This window comes from Pedobacter rhodius, assembly GCF_027213645.1.
GTDB lineage: Bacteria > Bacteroidota > Bacteroidia > Sphingobacteriales > Sphingobacteriaceae > Pedobacter > Pedobacter rhodius.
The window spans coordinates 111,377-132,748 of the sequence record NZ_JAPWGL010000001.1; the positions used below are offsets into that span (position 1 = coordinate 111,377).

At 36.4% G+C, this 21,372-nt stretch carries 18 protein-coding genes and 1 pseudogene; 4 read left to right on the forward strand and 15 right to left on the reverse strand.

From position 1 onward, the window contains the following. Nucleotides 1-116: 116 nt before the first annotated feature. Nucleotides 117-440 carry a hypothetical protein gene (locus tag O0931_RS00535; protein ID WP_269413611.1) on the forward strand — a complete coding sequence of 108 codons (324 nt, stop codon included), beginning with the start codon at nt 117-119 and terminating at the stop codon, nt 438-440. Here O0931_RS00535 and O0931_RS00540 read toward each other — a convergent pair whose 3' ends face one another. Both O0931_RS00540 and O0931_RS00545 read right to left on the reverse strand, forming a co-directional pair. Next, complete coding sequence (locus O0931_RS00540; RefSeq protein WP_269413612.1) at nt 441-3,002, reverse strand: ABC transporter permease; 2,562 nt, start codon at nt 3,000-3,002, stop codon at nt 441-443. Then, on the reverse strand, nt 2,980-3,669 hold the full coding sequence (locus tag O0931_RS00545; protein WP_269413613.1) for an ABC transporter ATP-binding protein: 690 nt from the start codon (nt 3,667-3,669) through the stop codon (nt 2,980-2,982). Before O0931_RS00545 ends, O0931_RS00540 begins: the two co-directional genes overlap by 23 nt. Nucleotides 3,670-3,772: 103 nt before the next feature. On the opposite strand from O0931_RS00545, the gene O0931_RS00550 reads away from it, so the two are divergent. Together O0931_RS00550 and O0931_RS00555 are read left to right on the forward strand one after the other, a co-directional pair. Then, entirely contained in the window at nt 3,773-4,453 is a 681-nt protein-coding gene (locus tag O0931_RS00550) for an arylesterase (RefSeq protein ID WP_269413614.1), read from the forward strand. A gap of 12 nt (nt 4,454-4,465) precedes the next feature. Then, the gene (locus O0931_RS00555) at nt 4,466-5,008 is read left to right on the forward strand and encodes an HD domain-containing protein (protein ID WP_269413615.1); all 543 of its coding nucleotides are present in this window, start codon (nt 4,466-4,468) and stop codon (nt 5,006-5,008) included. A 214-nt stretch (nt 5,009-5,222) separates the two neighbouring features. On the opposite strand, the gene O0931_RS00560 is transcribed toward O0931_RS00555, so the two are convergent. Beyond that, nucleotides 5,223-6,440: a glycosyltransferase family 87 protein gene (locus tag O0931_RS00560; RefSeq protein WP_269413616.1), complete on the reverse strand. Its 1,218-nt coding sequence runs from the start codon at nt 6,438-6,440 to the stop codon at nt 5,223-5,225. 362 nt (nt 6,441-6,802) lie between these two features. Between O0931_RS00560 and O0931_RS00565 the strand changes: the two genes are divergently transcribed. After that, entirely contained in the window at nt 6,803-8,002 is a 1,200-nt protein-coding gene (locus O0931_RS00565; protein ID WP_269413617.1) for a GAF domain-containing sensor histidine kinase, read from the forward strand. A gap of 667 nt (nt 8,003-8,669) precedes the next feature. Here O0931_RS00565 and O0931_RS00570 read toward each other — a convergent pair. From O0931_RS00570 to O0931_RS00625, 12 genes and pseudogenes are all read right to left on the reverse strand, one after another. After that, on the reverse strand, nt 8,670-9,956 hold the full coding sequence (locus O0931_RS00570) for a gluconate:H+ symporter (protein WP_269413618.1): 1,287 nt from the start codon (nt 9,954-9,956) through the stop codon (nt 8,670-8,672). A gap of 4 nt (nt 9,957-9,960) precedes the next feature. After that, nucleotides 9,961-11,442: a gluconokinase gene (locus tag O0931_RS00575; RefSeq protein WP_269413619.1), complete on the reverse strand. Its 1,482-nt coding sequence runs from the start codon at nt 11,440-11,442 to the stop codon at nt 9,961-9,963. A 101-nt stretch (nt 11,443-11,543) separates the two neighbouring features. Further along, nucleotides 11,544-11,981: a DoxX family membrane protein gene (locus tag O0931_RS00580; protein ID WP_269413620.1), complete on the reverse strand. Its 438-nt coding sequence runs from the start codon at nt 11,979-11,981 to the stop codon at nt 11,544-11,546. A gap of 102 nt (nt 11,982-12,083) precedes the next feature. Beyond that, complete coding sequence (locus tag O0931_RS00585; RefSeq protein WP_269413621.1) at nt 12,084-12,530, reverse strand: hypothetical protein; 447 nt, start codon at nt 12,528-12,530, stop codon at nt 12,084-12,086. Between the two features lie 261 nt (nt 12,531-12,791). Beyond that, nucleotides 12,792-13,343 (reverse strand): WcaF family extracellular polysaccharide biosynthesis acetyltransferase, encoded by a 552-nt coding sequence (locus O0931_RS00590; protein ID WP_269413622.1) that lies wholly within the window; start codon nt 13,341-13,343, stop codon nt 12,792-12,794. A gap of 10 nt (nt 13,344-13,353) precedes the next feature. After that, nucleotides 13,354-13,968 (reverse strand): exosortase Y, encoded by a 615-nt coding sequence (xrtY, locus tag O0931_RS00595; protein WP_269413623.1) that lies wholly within the window; start codon nt 13,966-13,968, stop codon nt 13,354-13,356. Nucleotides 13,969-14,135: 167 nt separating this feature from the next. Next, nucleotides 14,136-14,972 (reverse strand): annotated as a pseudogene (locus tag O0931_RS00600) (glycosyltransferase family 2 protein); the annotation flags it as partial. 227 nt (nt 14,973-15,199) lie between these two features. Continuing rightward, entirely contained in the window at nt 15,200-16,603 is a 1,404-nt protein-coding gene (locus O0931_RS00605; RefSeq protein ID WP_269413625.1) for an XrtY-associated glycosyltransferase XYAG1, read from the reverse strand. Nucleotides 16,604-16,718: 115 nt separating this feature from the next. Continuing rightward, on the reverse strand, nt 16,719-18,134 hold the full coding sequence (locus O0931_RS00610) for an exosortase Y-associated Wzy-like protein (RefSeq protein WP_269413626.1): 1,416 nt from the start codon (nt 18,132-18,134) through the stop codon (nt 16,719-16,721). Then, complete coding sequence (locus tag O0931_RS00615) at nt 18,118-19,281, reverse strand: glycosyltransferase family 4 protein (protein ID WP_269413627.1); 1,164 nt, start codon at nt 19,279-19,281, stop codon at nt 18,118-18,120. The genes O0931_RS00610 and O0931_RS00615 overlap by 17 nt, the downstream gene beginning before the upstream one ends. After that, nucleotides 19,274-20,089, reverse strand: coding sequence for an FkbM family methyltransferase (locus O0931_RS00620; protein WP_269413628.1), 816 nt, complete (start codon nt 20,087-20,089; stop codon nt 19,274-19,276). Before O0931_RS00620 ends, O0931_RS00615 begins: the two co-directional genes overlap by 8 nt. Nucleotides 20,090-20,094: 5 nt before the next feature. Then, nucleotides 20,095-21,372, reverse strand: a complete 1,278-nt coding sequence (locus O0931_RS00625; protein WP_269413629.1) for a glycosyltransferase — start codon at nt 21,370-21,372, stop codon at nt 20,095-20,097.

Sequence of the window (21,372 nt, forward strand, 5' to 3'; positions counted from 1 at the left end):
GAAAAATTAAATCTGCGGAAAGCGATAATAATCGATTTCAATACAGGGTTTTCTTTAAACACCAGGATTAAGCAATTATATGGGCCTAAAGAAAAAGTTCACGAATAATTAACAATATGGAAAATCAGGAAATAGAATTTCAGGCGAAGATGTATGCATTTGCTTTAAACAGTGCAACAAAAGAACATGGGTTCAAGAAAGATGAAGGCTGGAAACTTAACCTGGCAAATGCAGCTGAAAAGTTGGAAATCGAGCAAAAATATTATCCAACTGTTTCCACGCAGATTGCTTCCGATTCTTTACACAAATTATCAGAATTGGTAAAAATTGTTTTGAACCGTACACCTGCTTTCGCTAACGAGCCAATTAATACCTTCGGTGCGCAGCATGCAGATTCTGAGTACATTGTGGCCTATAATCCAACCCGGGTTCACCGTTAGTTAATTCGCTTCGTTTCGTAAAATTTGCAGCGGCGGTTTATTTAATATACTTCTGCTGCTTAAAACACCTGTTACCACAACCAGTAAAATTACGCTGCTGAATAGCAAAAATGTTGGTAAAAATGGTGGAATGAAAGCGGCATCGAAACTAAACTTTGCCAAAGCCCAACTGCCACTTAAGGCAAGGATTAATCCTGCGGCAGCGGCAAACAGGCCTAAGAAAAAGTATTCTATAGCGTTTATAGCAAGAATCTGTTTTCTGCTTGCCCCCATAGTTCGAAGTAGAATACTTTCTTTTATACGTTGGTTTTTGCTGGTTAAAACTGCTGATATGAGTACAATCCAGCCGGTTACCATACTAAAACCCGCCATAAACTGAATGACAAAACTGATTTTACCCAGTAACTCATCCAGAAGCTTCAAAACCAAACCCAAATCGATAACCGAGATGTTGGGAAATTTACGAACCACACTGCCTTGAAAACTTGCTGATGTTTCGCTGTTTGGCACCCTCGTCATCAATACATGAAATTGCGGCGCCTGTTCTAAAACACCTGAAGGAAAAACAACCCGGAAGTTAGTTTGCATCCGGCTCCAGTTTACCTCCCTTAAACTGCCCACAACGGTTGGTAATAGCATTCCCTGCACATTAAAAACAATTTTATCATTCAGCTTTACTTTAATGCTTCTGGCAAAATTCTGATCCAATGAAATATAAACTACGTCTTCAGGACTGTTTATTTTTCCTGTCCATTTTCCATCAACAATTTTTTCTGCAGCCGTTAAAGTATCCTGGTAAGTGGCTCTTACCTCATTTCTGAATGCTCTTTTGTTTGTACTGTCTGCACCTGCTTTCTTACCGTTAATTTCTTCAATCCGCATAGTAATCACAGGAACCTGATTCATTAAAGGTAATTTATACGATTTTGTTAAATCCGTTACCGCTGTTTTTTGTGTGCTTTGAATATCGAATAAAACCATATTCGGCTGTGTAGTACCCGATGAAAGCGTAACCCGGTTTATTAAAATGCCCTGAACGAAGTAAAGTGTACAAATAAATGCTGTAGATAAGCCAATAGAAACAGTTAGCATTAAAGTTTGGTTGTTAGGACGGTATAAGTTTGCAAAACCTTGTCGCCACAGATAGCTTAAAGAAGCAGGCATTAACTTTCGTACAAGAAACATCAGTACGCTCGAAAACAGCATCAGCAAAAGAAAGGCAATTAATATTCCAGCGGTGAAGGCAATGGTTTGAACCCAGCCTTTCATTTGTAGATATGTAAAACCGACAATGAATACAGCCATCAACAGGTAAACGATGCCCTTTAATAAATCGCCCTTTTTATTGGCGTTGTTTTCAAAAGTCGCCCTGATCGCGTTTAACGGCGAAATTCTTCTTACAGATAATAAAGATGGCAAAGCAAACAAAACAGAAATAACCAGTCCAAGTAATAAGCCCTGACCAATGGCTGACCAGGAAACCTGCATGGTAATTTCCACCGGCAGGAAATCTTTTAATACGATTGGCAATAGAAATTGTATCAGCGTTCCTAAAATAGAACCGATTATGGCGGCCATGATGCCAATAAAAGAAACCTGAATCAGGTAGATTAAAAAGGCATCCCATGCTTTTAAACCCATACAACGCAAGGTTGCAATAGCAGATAGTTTCTCCTGAATGTATACGTGGATGGCACTACCAACACCAACACAGCCCAACAACAAAGCAATAAAGCCCGTTAAGGCCAGAAAACGACTTAAATCCCTGAAACTGCGGCCAGTTTGTTCCTTTCTTTCGGCTACAGTATCTAAATCCAAACCTTCTTTCTCTAATTTCGGTTGGAGCTGCTTTATTGTTGCCGCGAGTTGATTTTCACTATTAAATTTATAGTAATATTTGTAATTGATTCTGCTACCTGTTTTAACCAATCCGGTTTTATCAAGGTATTTAAGCGGAATATAAACAATTGGTGCAACGCTTGATGAAATACCCGTTTGCCCGGGTGCTTTATCTAAGACACCGGCAATTTTAAAAGTTAAATCGCCAATATTTATTGAATCGCCTGTTTTGGCGCCAAATTGAAGCATTAAGGTTTTATCAACCAAAGCAGTTCTGCCATTGAAAAAGCTTTTAGCCGCAGTAGCAGGTGTGGTTTCAATAGTGCCGTAAAAAGGGTAGTTCCCTTCCAACGCTTTCATTTGTACCAACCGGCTGCCGCCACCTTTTAAAAAATAAACCATCGATGCAAAGGTACTTTCCGATGCACGGTCATCGCCCATGGTTTTCAGCATCTGCTGTGTTTGTTTGCTTACCGTTTTACGGCTTTCTACAATTAGATCGGCACCTGTTAGTTCTTTGGCCTGCCTGTCGATGTCGTTTTGAAGGTTATCTTTAAAAGAATATACCGCTACTAAAGCTGCTATTCCTAAAATAATAGAAGATATAAAAAGGAATAACCTCGAACGGTTTTTACGACTATCCCGCCAGGCCATTTTAAATAGCCATGCAATTGGAACACTTTGTTTTGGAAGTGAATTTTCAGGCATAACTTGGGTTTTCATCAGCGATAATCAATCCACCCTTCATTTTAATTACCCTGTTTGTTCGGGCCGCTAAATCAGGATCGTGGGTTACAATCACCAAAGTTGTTCCGGCATCTTTATTCAAATTGAACAAAAGTTTAATAATCTTTTCGCTGGTTTCTGCATCCAGGTTTCCGGTAGGTTCGTCGGCAAATAGTAGCGCCGGACTACTAGAAAATGCCCTAGCCAGTGAAACCCGTTGCTGCTCACCGCCAGATAATTGTATGGGATAATGGTGACCCCTGTCTGCCAAACCTACTTTATCCAACAATTCAAGGGCATGCGCCTTAATATTTTTAGCACCCCGTAATTCTAATGGAACCATTACGTTTTCCAGCGCTGTTAATGTAGGTAAAAGCTGGAAATTTTGAAATATGAAACCTACATACTGATTACGGACAGCGGCACGTTCATCTTCCGACAGTTTATCCAGAACAATGCCGTTAAGTTCAACACTTCCGGCGCTTGCCCGGTCTAAACCTGCACATAAGCCTAATAATGTTGTCTTCCCACTTCCGGATGGACCAACAATTGAAATTGTTGAACCCTTTTCGATTGAAAAATTAACATTGTTTAAAACAGTAAGCTCGCGACCGGCACTTTGATAAATTTTACTTACATTTCGGATATTCAGTATATTTTCCAATGGCTGGGATTTTAATTTTTTGGGCAATTTGCATCAAACATAATGCAGTCTTTTCCGTTAAAGATAATGGCTTTTTGATTTTTAAGAGATAGAATAAATAGATATGTTACGAAAACGCTTAATGGCTTTAATTGTTTTGACAGGAATATTACAAGCCTGCTCAAATTCAGGCAATAAAAGCAAATCCAACGATACAGATTCAGCAAAAACTGAAGTAACCTCCACGGTAAAGGCAACTAAAAACATCCTTTTTTTTGGTACGAGCTTAACTGCCGGTTACGGACTTGACCCCACGGAAGCTTACCCGGCACTGATTCAAAATAAGATCGATTCTTTAGAGTTGCCTTATAAAGTTATTAACGGAGGCTTAAGCGGTGAAACATCTGCAGGTGGAAAGGGGCGTATAGATTGGCTTTTAAAACAGAAAGTCGATATTTTAGTACTTGAACTGGGCTCAAACGATGGTCTTCGCGGCGTTCCTGTAGCCGAAACCACCAAAAACTTGCAAAACATAATTGACCGGGTAAAGGCAAAATATCCTGACGCCGAATTGGTGATGGCCGGTATGCAAATGCCGCCAAGCATGGGCACTAAATATGCCGCTGATTTTAAAAATATGTTTCCTGAACTGGCAAAAAAAAATAATATGCGTTTGATTCCTTTCCTGCTTGAAAATGTGGGTGGTATTCCAAAATTGAATCAGGCAGACGGTATTCATCCAACCGCCGAAGGCGATAAAATCCTGGCAGAAAATGTTTGGAAAGTTTTAAAGCCTTTGCTTTAGCAGGTAAAGATCATGAATGCTGCAGCAAAACTTGCCGATTGGGTTAAGGAACAGCACGCTGGTCAAATTATAAAGAAAACGGATTTACCATACTTCAGCCATTTGTTAATGGTGGCGACAACAAGTGGACAATTCGTAAGACTAGGTTTTGAGATTGGACTCTGTCATGATTTGCTGGAAGATACTAAAACAACACAGGAACAGCTATTTGATTCATTAATTCGCTTTGGCTACGCCACTAAAGATTCAAAAGAGATTACTGTTTGCGTAAACGAATTAACAGATATCTATACCAGGAAGGATTTTCCATTTTTAAAAAAAGCACAGCGAAAAAAGCTGGAAGCTGATCGCCTTTCATTAATTAGCTCCACTGCTCAAACCGTAAAATATGCAGATTTGATGGATAATATAAATTGGGTAATGCGATATGATAGAAAAAAAGCAAAAAAATACCTTGAGAAAAAACTCTTTTTCACAAAGCAATTAAATCTGGGTAATAAAGATTTACGAATGCAATTGCTGCAACGGATTTACGAAAGTCTGGGTAGTCTTTAAATACCGTTATAATTGTTGCTTGCTTGAATGCTGCAGAACTACTGATATTTAAAATAACGGATATTGACTCTCAAAGATTTCTCTTTCTGGCGCTGGCAGTCAATCTTTTGAAATAAAAGAAATTTATCAGCTTGAAAAGTGTTACAGGCGTTAAAAAACCGGCTTCGTCAGAACGAATGTCGGCCGTCACCGGTGCTAACGATTCAGCACCGATCTAAATATTTAATAAAAGATTTTCCTGAGTTGCCATTGGTTCATCATCATGCTTAAATATCTTCTTATACATAAATGCTTTATATAAAACCCGTATCCAAACTAAAAAGTAAGGGAAACTTAGCATAGAAAGCATTATCCGGTGACTTTTTGAAAATTCAGGGAAAAACAACAGAGGGAAATTGCAGGCCGTTATTAGAAGCACAGGCAGCAAAATGTTTTTAAGTAATCTGTCTTTCTCTAAAACGTACCAGATGCCTACCCCGGCTATGGAGATGATAAAAGTGCAATCCTCCGCACCGGTACTGAACAATATCGGAAACAACAAAGCTGAAGAAAGGATGAGCAGCTGGAATCTTTTTTTCTTAAAACATTTATAGTTTAAGTAAGGAATCATAAAAAGTAATGCGCCAACACCTATGCAAATGGAGTTTGTAAGTATGGGTGTGTGAAACAATTCCCGGAAAAATCCCATGATAGACATATCGATACCTTCGCCGGATACGTTTGTTGCATTTTTATGGGTCAGAGAGACAAACCAGTCAAAATAGGAATCCGTAACAAACAATGGTGAAGAAAAAAGCATTGGAAGCATAAAAAAGACCAAAGCCCAGAATAATGAATACAAGATATACCTGGACTTATGTTTGCAAAAGAAAAAGAAGGCAAGGCCAACTATTCCGTAAAGTTTCACAAATATGCCTAATACCATAAACATAGCAGCGTAAAATCCTTTCACCTTGTTGAGTTGAGTATAATTTAGAATAATTAAAGCACCCGCTGCCGCATTAAATTGTTGATTTAGCATGGATTCTATCAGGCAAGGAATTGCGATATAGCAAAATATCAGGCGATCTTTTTGGCTTACCGGAAGTGTTTGAACAGCTTTAAACAGAAAAATGCAATTAAATAAATTCCAGAATAATAAGCCCAGCCAGTTTGGTAAGGCAGCAAAAGGCGCAACAATTAAGCTGAAAATGGGGCCGTAATGGTTTGCATCTTCATGGAAATCGGGGTATAAATCATAAAAAGATTGCTGATTTATCAGGTTTCGAAAAGTGTTTTCAAAAATCAGATAGTTATTTAACCTGTTTGTAATCCATGAATCGATCACAAATATCAAGGTTACCGCTAACCATAAAAAAAACGCAAAGCGGTAATCTTCATAAATTTTTGTAACAGAACGATTAGTTTTGTCTGGAGATAAGAAAGGAATCATTTGTAATTTTTGTGTTACACAATAATAATTCGAAATCTTAACATTTCAAAATGTTAAAAAAAATATTTTAACATTTTTTAACTCCTAAAAGTTGTATGATAAAACAGGCGATTTTAAGAAATTAATTTGTTTTTTTACTTAAGTATAAATTAATATAACTGTAACTATTTTCTTATTTTTGACATGTAATTCGAGCTGTTATATTTGTTAAATTATAATTTGATTTTGTTTTCTTTAAATTTGGATTTTTTTTATCTTGTATAACTAAACAGTAAGAATTGCATTTTAAGCTTAATGACTTAAATTTTTTTTATCAGAACTAAAAATTATAAATTGCAAAGCGCTCTTTCCTCATAATTAATATGGCTTTAGCAACTGAACAAATCCGCCCGATACCATTAAATGAGACGGCGCGAATAAAAAATTTATCAGAATTTGATTTTGATTTCGCCGACTTTCAAACTAATTTCGATAACATAACAGCCCTGGCGGCGAAAATTTCAGGAACAAATATTTCTTTGGTTAACCTGATAGATTCTTTTACACAATGGTCGGTTTCTAATTATGGATTGGAAATTGATCAAATGCCACGTGAGGAATCTATTTGTCAATACACAATTGCACAAGAAGATCCCTTCGAAATCACTGACCTTTCAGCCGATGAACGATCAAAGAACTTTTTTTACGTAGGCAGTCCGCTAAATTTGCGTTATTACTTTGGCATACCACTCAAAACCCCTGATGGATACAATATTGGTGCGTTATGTGTAATGGATCAAAATGTTCAAAAACTAACTCCTGCAAAGATCGAATTACTGAAGCTACTTGCTATAGAAGTCGTTGATAAGCTGGTTAATTTGAAAATGCTGCATAAAACGAAGAGTGAACTGGATGAGTCGAATATTAAGCAACGAAAACTTGCACACGATATTCGTGGTCCGCTCTCTGGTATCAGAGGTATTATTGAGATTATCCGGACAAGGGGGTATAAGAATAAAATGTTCGATGTTATGGATTATTTATTCATGATTGATAAAAGCAATAATGAAGTGCTCAATCTTACCGATGAAATTCTTGTTCAGGAAAAGAAAATAATAAAAGATGAGTTCAACTTAAACATATTTAAGGATAAACTCGAAAAGCTTTACACCCCGCAGGCAAAAGCTAAAAATATTTTCTTTAAGGTTTCCACGACTTCAAATCATAATGAACTTAATTTTCCAAAAGATAAACTACTCCAAATTTCAGGTAATCTGATATCAAACGCAATAAAATTCAGTTCAGACTATGGTACGGTTACTGTTAAATTAGGATTGGATGTTCAGGAAAATGAAAAAATCCTGAAGATAAGTGTATCAGATAACGGAAATGGTTTATCGCAGGCGGGAATTGATAAAATTATGCAAGGTAAATTAGAATCATCAGAAGGAACAATAGGTGAACGCGGTTACGGCTTCGGTTTACCAATGGTTATGAGTGATATAAAGAGTTTAAACGGAGAAATGGAAATTACTTCTGAAGAGGGGTGGGGAACAAATTTTGATGTTAAAATACCTTTTTAATAACATACCGTAAACCTTAAGTTAATATTGACATATATTTGTTTTTCTGTGTTTGCAGGACTATAAATACAACAAAAATGCTACAAGAAAAGTGGCTTTAAAATGATTATATTTGGATATGCAGCATCAGGTTCAAAATATAGTTAACCAGTCTTTAAAGCCAAAAAAAGTGTCGAATGATATTAAAAAATTCGATAAGTCTGTAGCGGATAATTTTAAAGCTGCACTGTTGTTCAGTCAGTGGCAGCGTCAAAAATAATTTAAATAATCAACGCGCGGTTAATTCCGTAAAAAAACACCCAATTCTTTCGCCAAACGTAATTATTCTCACCTGCGAGGTAAAGAAGCCTTTTGAGTTAAAGATTGCTTCTCGTTCCTCCTCGTAATGACGCTCCGGAGAAGTTACCATTTCAATTACACTCAAATAGAGTCGCCATCCGATAGCTATAGGATGCGAGACCGCTTTTTCAGCCAACAAACCGTTCTTTCATGCTGTGGTTTATCCCTTGTTTTTCAAAAATTTTGCCTTAAATTAAGGTTAAATTTTTTTTTAAATACCGATGCTGACATTGTCATGAGAAAACAGTAAAATAACTTCGGTTGCAAAGCATACTAAAAACTTATGAAATTGAATCTTCAGAAAGCTTATTCTGCGGCGCAACTTATCTTAAAAAAGATTAATCAGTAATACACCTAAAAGGCCTGCTACAGATACAATACTTTCCATTATGGTCCATGTTTTGAAAGTTTCCTTTAAACTAAGGTTAAAGTATTCTTTGAACATCCAGAAACCGGTATCGTTAACATGAGAAAACATTAAGCTACCCGCTCCAACGGAAAGCACCATCAACTCCGGGGGTGCATTTGCGCCGATAAGTGGTAAAACAATTCCCGATGCTGTTAGAGCGGCAACGGTTGCCGAGCCAAGGGTTATTCTGAGTGATGCCGTAATCAGCCATGCTAAAAACAGGGGCGACAGATTTAAATCTGCAGTAAGTAATTTAACAGTTTCGCCCACCCCGCTGTCAACTAATATTTGCTTAAAAGCACCTCCGGCAGCTATAATCAGAATAATCATTGCAATACTCTTCACACCCTCTACACATGATTCCATGGTTTTTGCAATACCTGTTTCCTGAACCAAAATTGTAATAACAACAGCTACCAAAAGTGCCGCAGTAGGGTCTGACAGAAAAACAAAAATCGGCTTTACTAACTGGGGAACATGAACTGCTGTACCAATTGTGCCGGCAATAATTAATAAAACCGGTAATAAGGCTACCGAAAAACTTCTTAAACCAGACGGCAAATTTACATCTTCTGTTAAAATATAGCCGTTTTGGATGGATAGCGTGTCTTTTCTGATAATCAACCTGGGAAAGTAAACACCTGCGAGTATTGCAATTGGTATGCTCAATCCTAATCCATAAAGGAGTGTTTTGCCAATATCGGCATGAAAGATTGCTGCTAAAGCAACCGGTCCGGGGTGGGGTGGTAAAAAGCCATGGGTAACAGAAAGTGCTGCCGCCATGGGTATACCGATATATAGTTTCGGTAATCCGGTAGCCGATGCAATAGCAAAAACTAAAGGAATTAATACGACGAAGCCCGCATTATAAAATAGTGGTATACCAACCAGTAATCCGGTCAATAAAACAGCCCATTGAATATTTCTTTTACCAAATAGTTTGATAAGTATAAAGACAATTTTTTTTGCTGAACCGCTATCCTCAATAAGTTTACCCATCATGGCACCTAAAGCCAGCACCATAACCATACTGCCTAAAGTGCTCCCAATTCCGCTGCTTACCGATGCCATTACCTTTGGAGCCGGCATGCCTAAAAATAAGCCGGTAACAATTGCGGTAATGAGCAAGGCTATCATTGGGTTAAGCTTCTTGATAATCATTACAAAAAGCAATAAAATACCCGCAAGGACAATAAATAATGACATATTTTTAAGCGTTTAGATGGTAAAGCTGATGCATGGTAACACTTAAATTTGCATACAGTTGTTTAAATAACAGAAAATTTTTTTGATGGCGAATATGGTTCTTAAGGTCAGGTTTGATAAGCTCAGGCTTTTGGTTTTCAGAAACAGGATAATTATCTGTTAATCCGATTGCCTTTGCTGCCAGGTAAGCTGCACCAACCGCCGACGCATCTTCCTCTAAAACCAATATAAGTTCTTTACCGGTTACATCAGCGAGTATCTGCATCCATATTTTGGAATGAACAAAACCACCGCTCACATGTATTCTTTTAATTGTTTCAGAACTGTGTTCGACGGCTTTCAATACATCATTTAAGGCATAGCAAATGCCTTCCAGAACAGCTCTGGCCAGGTGTTTTTGCGCGTGCCCGAGATTTAAACCAAAAAATGTTCCGCAGGTCTCACTATCCCAGATTGGCGCCCTTTCGCCGGTTAAATAAGGTAGAAAAATTAATCCATTGCTGCCGGAATCAGTTGCTTCCACCTGTTTAAATAAATCAAGGTAATCTTCAGCGCGCAGGTTTTCTTTTTTGAAAATATTTTTCAACAGCCATTGTAAAGTGCTTCCGCCATTGTTTATCGGCCCGCCACAGATATAAGTTTTTTCATCCAGGATGTAACTGAACGTCATGGCTGATGGATTAAACACAGGTTTTGAACTGGCTAACCTCAAGGCGCCACTTGTGCCGATCGTTACCGCTGCAATACCTTTTTCAGTTGCTTCACTACCTAAATTTGCCAAACAGCCATCGCTTGCACCAATTACAAATTTGGTATTTAATCCATTAAACACTTCAGGTAAAAGGTTTGAGTTAAAATAATCTGCTGAAACGGGTATTGATAATTGTTTCGCAGTAATACCTGCCAATGCCAATGCCTGTTCGTTCCAGGTTTTCGTATGAATATTAAATAAGCCAGTACAGGATGCGATGGAGTAATCTATACGATATTCACCAAAAAGTTTAAACCAGATATATTCTTTAATGGAAATAAATTTTTTGGTTTTACCAATCAAATCAGGCTCATTTTTCTGAAGCCAAATCAGTTTGCAAAGTGGCGACATGGAATGAATTGGCGTACCACTTGCTTTGTAAACTTCAATTCCGATTTCTGAGTCTTTTAACTGTTTAGCCTCTTCAAAACTTCTGCTGTCTGCCCAGGTCATCATCGGTGCAAGCACATTATGTGTCTCATCAACCAATATTAAGCTGTGCATGGCTGAACTCAATCCAATGGCTAGCGGTTCTGTTTGCAGCTTACTTTTTAATTCCTTTATACATAAAACAAAAGCTTCCCAAATGAATTCAGGATTTTGTTCACTGTAGCCGGGTTTTAAAGAATCCGTCGGGTAATAAAATTGGCTGGTGGCAATTGGTTTATAGTGTAAATTCAAAGCCACAGCTTTAGTACTGCCGGTACCAATATCGAGCCCGATTAGATATTTCATGCAATAGGTTTAAACTGCAATTTAAGTTTTGTTTTTTATTTAAAACCTAATCTGTTTAATAAAACAAAAAAATGCCGTTTAAACGGGCTGCAGTAGCTAGTTTAAGCACTTAATTTCTTTGAATTATCTACCGATATAATGCCATTGCCTTCAACAATAAAACAGATCAAACCTATCAATACAGAAATAGAAAGCCATAATTCAGCATAAGGCCGGAAGATTTCTGAAGATAAGTTTATAAAGAAAACAGCCCCAATCAGTACGGGTAAATTAACGAGGCAAAATATCCTGGTATGTGTACCTAAAGCAATTGCAAATCCGCCGATAATATGTACAATAATGATGAAATGAGCAATTATACTGATAAAAACAGCAGTTCCTAAATGAACCTGATGCATTAGTGTGCTAAAAGCGCCTATATTTAAATAAAAGGCAATGCCCTTCCAGATTAAAATTATACCTAACAGTATTCTTAAATAATCAAGCCAGGCGGGATGATGATCATCACCCCAATCCTGCATTTTTTTTAATACGCTCATAATTTTATAATTGGTTATAAGCAATATACGAAAAATAATAGTGCCTTTTTTCAAAGAAATTAAATTAAAAATTGATACTCTGATCTTTATAGAGTACCTTTCTTAATTATTTCTGGTAAGTGTATTTATATAGTCATTTGAAAAAGGCATTTGCATTTCATCTAAAATGGTATTATCAGTTTTTCTAAGCCTTCTCATTTTGCTGATTTTTGGAATAATAACCAGAATTCCGAATGCAATTAAAGATAAAACTAGTTGAAGAACAACATTTACTTTTGCAATAGGCTTTACATTTATATTATCTAAAATATAAACTGAACGATAAATACTACGAATGACTAGAATAATCAGAAGATAGACACTCCAGGCAAATCGCCGCTTAATCATGATAGCAAGTAAGTATCGAAGAACCAATACAATACCTATCATAATAAAATCTGTGGTACTTTCCGGATCGTATAAAAACAGATTAGCCAATCCGATGATAAACGAACCAAAAATAAGGTTAGATGAAAGCGAGTACTTATTTCCTCCGAATTTAGAATTCATCAGCAGCAAATAAAAAATTATCAATTTAGAGTAGACATACAAATATGAGGTTTTTTTGGAAAATATGTAATTAAACAGACAAAATTTAGTCTGATTTTATTTTTTTATTTTGTCCGTCTAAGTCTTTCTGTGTTTAAACGATCTTAAAAGATATTGTGTGTTTAAAATAATTGGGGAATAGGGAAGAAAATTCGTTAGGCTGGCTCCTGTCTGATGATTTTTTGTGGGGATATTGCGTTTTTTAATTAAAACGAGGCACAATTAACGGATAATTCTTTCCTTTATCCAGACTGCCGGGTTTCCCTGGTATACGCCGTAGGCTTCGAGATTTGTTTTCCCTACGCTACCCATCGTGAGTACACAGTGACTGTGTAAAATTAAGCCGGGAGCTATTTGAGCGCCGGAACCTATCCAGGCACCGTCTTCAATAACTATCGGACTTATGATAAGATCAAATGAAGTTTTTTTATAGTTGTGATTACCGGTCATTAAAATAGCTTGTTGTGATATACAACAATTGTTCCCAATTTTAACCCAATCCAGGTTTTCGATATAGCAATCGGCAAGCCAGCTGTAATCACCAACTTCCAGCTTCCATGGGTATTTAATGTGAATACCGGGTTTTATTCTAACCTCTTTTCCGATTTTTGAACCGAATAAACGTAAGATAAAAACCAATACAGAACTGAAGGGCATTAAACCGCTTTTAAAGAAAAAAACTGAAGTAAAATACCACAGGAATTGTTTAATACCGGAAGCACCTATCTCGAAACCACCCGTATTAAAGTTCTTATGAAGTTGTGTTTTTAACAAAGTATGTATTTTAATGATTGCCGTTGTAACTTGAAAATTTAGATTTTGAAGCTGCTGTGGTGTTTTTCTTAATCCAGATATAAAGCATAACAAAAATAATGATGTATACCAATACATTGAATATTTCATGGTGGTATTCAAAATATTTATGCTGACTACGAAATGCACCAAACAGTATACCTAAACCTGCTATTCTACAAATATTCAGAAAATAAATACCAGCAATACCAACAACAAGCATTTTTATGGTTTCTTTCCAACTTGTAGGAAACGCTAAAACAAAAGCAGCTAAAAAACTCATTACACCCAATCCTAAACAAGAATAACTGATTCGCAAAAGTGGTCCGTTAACAACCATCACATCCTGTTCATTATGTATCGCATAGAATCCAAATAACTTTATTAGCCATATTGCGGGTATAATTATTGCGTTTTTTAAGCCCTGTATATAATTAAAATGATCAGCCAGGTAAGCATTATAATATTTCCCTCCCGGACTCATCATACTGTTCATAAAAATATTTCCCTGACTGAAGACGATATATAATATGAAAAGCATTACAATAAATTTAATTACTTTTTTATCCGCTTGTTGCTTTGCCTGTTGAGTAGTGATTTCGCTCATATATATTAAATCAATTTATACGTTCGTTAAAAGCAAAAATGGTTTCTTCAAAATTATTTAAAAATAGCTGAAACAATACTTTCTAATCTTGATTTCGTCTAACGTCTAACGTCTAACGTCTAACGTCTAACGTCTAACGTCTAACGTCTAACGTCTAACCCGGATTGTAGCGATTTAATTTTCTTATCCACTAATTTTCTAAACCAAAAACCCTGCAGATAATGAAAATGCCTGGCCGTTTTATTATCCATAAAGCCCAGTTGGAAAATCATACGGAAGCTATAATAAAAATAAGGTCTTATGCCCAGCGGAAGTTTCCACCATAAACGTTTTAACCAGGCTTTTCTTTCATCAGGATTGCCCGTCAGGTTAGGTTTTAAAGATTGGCGTCTGAGATTTTGCATTCTATCAATTTCTTCATGGGCAATTAAATCGCTATAACGCTCATGTTTCTCAAACCAAAAATTGATGTCATTTTCTTTCAGATTTTCTTCCAGCAGGTGGCCGTCTTTCCAGACGATGGTTTTACCTGGTACGATAAACCGGTGATCCATATTTTCATTCAAATCAGAATATCCAATTCCGGTTCTGAACATTTTTAAAAGGTAAATAGGGTAGTAGCCCCCATAACGAATCCAGCTCCCCTGAAAAAAGTTCTTCCGATTAAAATAGATACCATTTATCCCTTCAAAATTATGATCATTAAATTTTTGAAGTCTGTCAAAAAGTTCGGGTGTTACAATCTGATCGGCATCTAAACCAATTGTCCACGGCGTTTTTATAGCAAAGTTCTTTAGTGCATAATCCCATTGCCTTGGATGGTTTTCGAATGGATTTACCTGAACCACAGCCCCGAATTTTTTTGCTATTTCTATGGTATTATCCTGACTACCACTATCAAGAACGAAGATTTGAGCGGATAAATCCACTATAGATTTCAATAACCTTGACAAATGAATTTCTTCGTTATAGGTAAGTATAATAAAACTGAAGTCTTTATTCATTATGTTATTCGCTATTTTTCGTTTCAAAAAGATACCTGTAGGTGGAAGGTGTTTAAATGAAATAACCCTTATTCATGCTGATCCGATAACTATCGGATTCCAGCCTGCCGCAGGCACAATGTCATTAAGTTAAGCGAAAAGGCTGTCAGTCTGAGCCTGTCAAAGACCTTTTTATAATCAAAAATAAAAATATCTGTCCTTCGACAAGCTCAGGATGACAATATTTTTTATTTTTTCCTTAACTTAACGATATTGGCCGGAGGCGAAATATTTTCAGCATATTTTCCAATTACACGCTTATATAATTCTGTATATTTCGATACCAAAACATTATCATCAAAATCTGCTCTGATTATTTGTGGAGCAATCGTATTGATTAAATTAAGTTTCATTTTATCCCGCTCAATCGATTTTAACTGCTGGCTTATGTCTTCAATATTAAGGCTGGTTATCCATCCCAAATTCTTTTCAGCAACATATGCAGATAGACCGACTTTATTTGATAGAAGCACAGCTGTCCCGACACTTAAACTTTCTACCACAACATTTGCAAAGTTTTCATTGTATGAAATTAAAACCGATAAATCATGGCTTGCCAGTAAATCGAATTTTTCTTCATTTGAAATTTGCCCCAGCCATTTTATATTGTGATTAAGCTTTAAATTTTCAGCTTTCCGCTTTAAGGTTTCAACATATGCTTTCGCGCCCGAACCAGCTAAAGTTAGCGACCAGGGAAAATCCAATAATGGTAAAGCATCAAAAAGAAGATCGAGTCCCTTCTTTTCTTCAATCCGCGACAAAAAAATCATTTTAAATGTTTCGTTATCACCTTGATACTTGCGACTAGCATCTTGATACTCGCTACTCGCTACTTGATACTCACTACTTGCTACTTGATACTTACCACCTGCTACCTGATGCCCAATGTTGATCAAATTCGGAATAACTGTAATACTTATTGGTTGCACAATCTTTAATATGTCTTCTTGTTCTTGTTCGGTGGTTGCGTGAATGTGGCAATATTGCAGAAGTTTTTTCCCGATTAGGTTGTGAAGAATTTTTTTTGAAAGCGAATTGCGGTTATTTTGTGTGTAATCAGTAAGCATTCCCCTCGGCGAGAGCACCACAGGCACCTTATAAAATTTTGCTAACCAACAGCTCAAAACCGAAACCAGGTTCCACCAGGCGTGGATGTGTATAATCAGTTCGTTGTTCGTTAATTGTTGTTCTTTTTTTTTTGTAACTCGTCCTTGGTTAAAATTTGAGTTCAGTTTGTCCGGCTTTGATCTTTCAGCTTTTAACTTTAAGCTGTTAATAATTTCTCTTCTCAGCGTCCACAACAAGCCTGGCGAAAAATGACTGTGATCTTTAGTAAGGCGGCTAAAATATGTAACAAATACACCGTCTATAATGTGCTTTTCCCCGGCTTCAATACGAAGTTCATGCTTGCCATTTGCAGTTGTCGTCAACACTTCTAAATGGGTTATAGCTTTATTCCTTATTTCTTGTTCATCAGTCCTAATAAAAGCTTCACATAGTTTCGCAACCGATTGTATCGGCCCGCCATAAATGTACGCAGGTTTATAAGAAGGAGTAATATGAAGAATTTTCATTTTTTCTCTTATTGTCATCCCCCTCTTTTAAGGGGTAACTCGCAGAATAGGATGTTTTTTTATGAATCTTTGTCATCCTGAGCCGGTCGAAGGATAAACAAATAAACAACGTGGTAAAAGATGCCCAAAACGGTTAATAAGCAGGTCTTAAAATTTTTAGCAGTTTTAAAACTTCATTTAGGGCAATCATAATAATAAAGCCCCAGAAAATATTGTTAAACATAAATTCAAAATTATTACCCCGCCAAAGTCCCTGAAAAATACTGTTAAAAATGATCACACAACCCAGCTCGTAACCGCCAAATATGGATTCGGCAAGGTTACATAGAGATTGCACAAGTAAACCATAAAGCAGCATCGTAAAAAATACACCCGGAATACCCCAGCTTAAATAGGCATCAACAACTGGCCGGGTTTTAGCCGATACCGGCGACATCGGATTCGCAGCTCCGGCCGCATACACCCGTTCCATCGATACACTTTCCATGTTAGGTTTACCTGACCAAAATACCCTGGGCACCAAAGCTTCTATTGAATTTTCGACAATTTCCCAGCCATAATAGTCATGATGTCGAGGTACATAATCAATAAACTGGGTGAACATATTCGTTTCACTTAATCGTTCAGTTAAGAAAGCCCAGTTGGTTTGCTCAATAATATCCTCATTAGCATCTTCACTAATGGTTTTCAAGGCTTGTGTCTGTGCATCTTCTGCACTAATCTCTCCACTCCAGCTTTGTCTGATGGTATTGTTATACGTAGGTAAGAAATATAATAAAACATAGGCTGTTGGAATGGAAATATAAAGTACAAATTTTTTATAATAGGGCAGAAATACACAGGCAAGTACAATCACATTTGTAATTATTGGCTCTTTATAGCCCGATAAGGATGCATGTAGAAAATTAACAAAAAAAATAGATGCACCAATTGCAATGTAACTAATGTTCTTTGTTGTAATGCCTTTTACAAAAAGAACAGCAGCGCATGATATACCAACAGTTGTTAATGGTAAGGCGATTTGACTGAAGCCAGCTATACTTTGGCAAATTGAACCTATTGCAAATACAATTACACCTAGCCATACCAAAAAATCCTGGCCCTTAAAAGCCTGAATATTTTTAATCTTTATATTTGCTGTTTTAATGCTCAATAGAATACCGGTGGTTAAAGCCGCATGACCTAATAAGCACAATCTTTGGCAAGAAGCAATTAAAGCGGTTTGTTCGCTTTCCTTAAATTCAGCACCATAATTTATTTCCGTGAAGTATCTATACCCCAGGTGGTCTAGAAAATAAAAAACAGAGGTTACGCACATAAAACCTGCAAAAATAAATTGGGTCAAAAATAATGGACGCATAATTTGCTGGTAAACCGGCAAATCTTTTTGATAATAGGCTACAGGCGAGAACCAGGTAATATAAAATATGAATAAAGAACCTGACCATGCCACCAGGTAGGATATAACAGGGCTATTTATCAACAGATAGGATAGCACTGCCGGTAAATAAAAAGTAAGTATAGTTTGTACTTTATTTTTTTGGTTCATTAGTAATAATTTGTAAAAGATGCTTTACTTGTTCATCCAATGACCAGCTGTTAATGAGTGTTTTCGACGCAGTGCCATACGAACTAAGTAAATTTCGATCAGAACAAAGATAGGCCAACTTATTTTTTAAATCTTCAAAATCCATGTAATTAAAGATTTTTCCATTTTTGCCCTGCTTAACCAAATCATTTGCACAGCCAACCCTATCTGAAACCAGAATAGCTTTACTACTTGCCATCGCTTCATTTACAGCTAAGCCCCAGGTTTCGCTTAAGGATGGCAGGCAAAATAAATCACAAGATTGATAAATTACAGGCATTTCGGTTTGATTCTGAAAATCCATAAAATGAATTCGATTATGATTTGCTTTTTGCTTTTTGCTTTTAGCTTTTAACTTTAGTTCTAGCGGTCCGCTACCCACAAAAAGCAAATGTGTGTTTGTTAAATCGAGTTCAATAAAGGCGCGCAATAAAATTAAAGGACTTTTAACGACATCAAATTTACCCGCAAAAAGAACTAAAACTTCATCACTACGGATGCCTAGCTTTGCTCTTAAAGATTCCGCTTCTGTATGTCTATCTTCAAAAAACCTTTTGTTATCTATGGCATGGGGTGCAAACGCCAGTTGATTTTCTTTTAGTCCATATTTTTCAAAGTAAGCCCTGTTTGCTGTTCCTGTATAAAAAGCAAAATCGACATGACGATATACCCACTTTAAAAATGGCTTTTTAAAAAAAGTTTTCCATTTGGCACTTCTGCTAAATAATGTCGAATCACCTCTGAAATAAATGGGAATTTTTCCCTTAAAATATCTAATCAGATTAAGATGGCTAACATAAGCCCAACCATAAATTAAAATAGCATCAGGTTTATAAATTTTAATTTGTTCATTCAGGTTTGGATTTATAATTCCCTTAAAATGATGGGTACCAGGATTTTTGGATGTATTTTCTATAAATTCATATGCATATCCGGTTAACAAAGGCAAGTCCCATTCAATATATTGATTGAAGCCTCTGTCGAATGAAGAAAAGTTTGAACCCAAGGTGTAAAATACTTTTAACTCACTTTGTTGTGCCATTAATTGAAAAACAGGCGCATAATATTGAATAGGATGGGTACTGATAATAGCCAGTTTCTTATTCATTTGGTAAAGCTAATATGTTTCCAGAAACCAAATTTTTGAAGCTTTCAATGGTCTTTAAGCCATCTCGATTAATGTATTGAAATTGATAACCCAATGAAGCAAGTAAGAACAAAATGTAATCTTCCGAACGACTAGTTTTTCGATGATAATCCTGGTCGAATTCAAATATGATTTTTGGTTTATTCTTTTTTATTGTTTCAATTAACCCGTCCAATACATAACTTTCATAACCCTCTACATCTATTTTAATGAAATCCACTTTTTGGTTATCAACAATGTCATCGCCAACTACACATTCAATCGGGACATCGCCATTTAACTCAAAAAGGTTATAAGCACCCGGATTAGTGCTCTTTAAATCGACTTGTATGCTGATTTGTTCTTTTTTATTACTTAGTGCGACATTATGGGTAATGATATTAGAGAAATTGTTCAACTGAATATTATTATTTAATGACTTATAATTATCTGGGATGGGTTCGAAAGCGGTTACCAAACCTTTGCCGCCGGTTAATTGCGCAAAGTATAAGGTATGAAACCCTATGTTTGCGCCAACATCTAATATATAATCACCGGGATTAATAATGGACTTAAATATCTTTTTCAATTCTGGTTCATAATCACCGGTATACACAATCTTGCCACCAATCCAGGTATTGCAGTCACAATTTATTTTGAAATTCCCTTCAAGGGGTTTTACAGCAATGGTTTGTTTTTTAAATTTTTGGTTGATAAAAAAATAATTGAATAACCTGTCTTGCCCTCTGAAAAAGGGCCGTCTGAGTATAAATTTATAAAGGTTTTGCATAAAGTTTAAACAAGCCGGTTAAATAGTTCGACTTGTTTTTTTGTCATATAAAATGCGGTATAGGGTTCAAATTCTTGCCAGTCTGTACACGGGATATTTTTTTCATTAATAAGATTGAGATAGCTAACTATGGTTTCAAAATTAGCTTCAACAGGATCGTTAATACCAATCAGGTAACCAGCTTTACAGGCAGTAACGATTTGGCTTGCACTGCTGTCTGGATGTAAAATAGCCAGTAGCGGTCTTTTAGCTAAAATATATGGATATAATTTTGAAGCAGTATAGGCTGCCTGGTTTGATCCGATAATAATTAACCCATCTGCCTTTTGCAGATTTTTCAAGCTTTGATAAAATCCAATTCTATTGGTATATTCAGTTACATATTTCGTCAGTCCAAACTTTTCAGCCAGTGGAGATACAGTTGGTATGCCTTTATCATTTGAAGCATAACTGGTACCGATAAAATGCATATGGATGTTACCAAATAGCTGTGGATCTTCTAGCAGACCTTTTTTTAATGTAGAAAACAGCGTGTAAATAGCTGCTTTCATATCATATCCGCCTCTGCCTATATAAACCAAATTAATTTGTTCATTCTTTGTTTTAAAAGCTAAACTTAGTTTTGAATCATTTTCTTTTGCGATTTGAAAATCAACATCAAATGCACCAAAGGTAATTACGGCACTGGGCTTTGCCTTTAAATTTGTATAGCGTATTTGCAGTGTTTCGATATAATCTGCCGAAACACTAATCAGTCCATCTGCCTTTTTCATGGCGATAGGCTCCAGATATTTATTTAAGCGGTAAGAAAACCAATGTTTTTTCGGCCTTTCGTTTTTAGGTTTATTCTGATAATATTCTGTATGCCAGGGGTCCTGCATGTCTATAACATATGGAATGCCAAATTTCCTTTTCCAGCAGGCACCCAATATACACAATGGAAACGCTGTAGTCGAGAAATAGATTAAGTCGAACTTTCCATGCTTTAAAAGTTTATTTACCTTTTTCCAATAAAACCAGATGGAGCGTAAAGCCAAACTTCCTAAACCCAATTTGCTGGTCCACGTTTTTGAAAGTGCTGTTACACGATGGATTTTAATTTTATCAGGAATAGACTGTAATAAAAGCGGGTCCTTAATCGTATCAACATATCTGTCATTAACGGCTACCACCTCTGTATCCCATCCAAAGCTTTCAAAATAAGGCAGGCTCATTCTGATGCGTTGCATGTCTGCAGTATTGGCAGGAGGGAAGTATGGTGAAATGATAAGAACGCGTTTCAA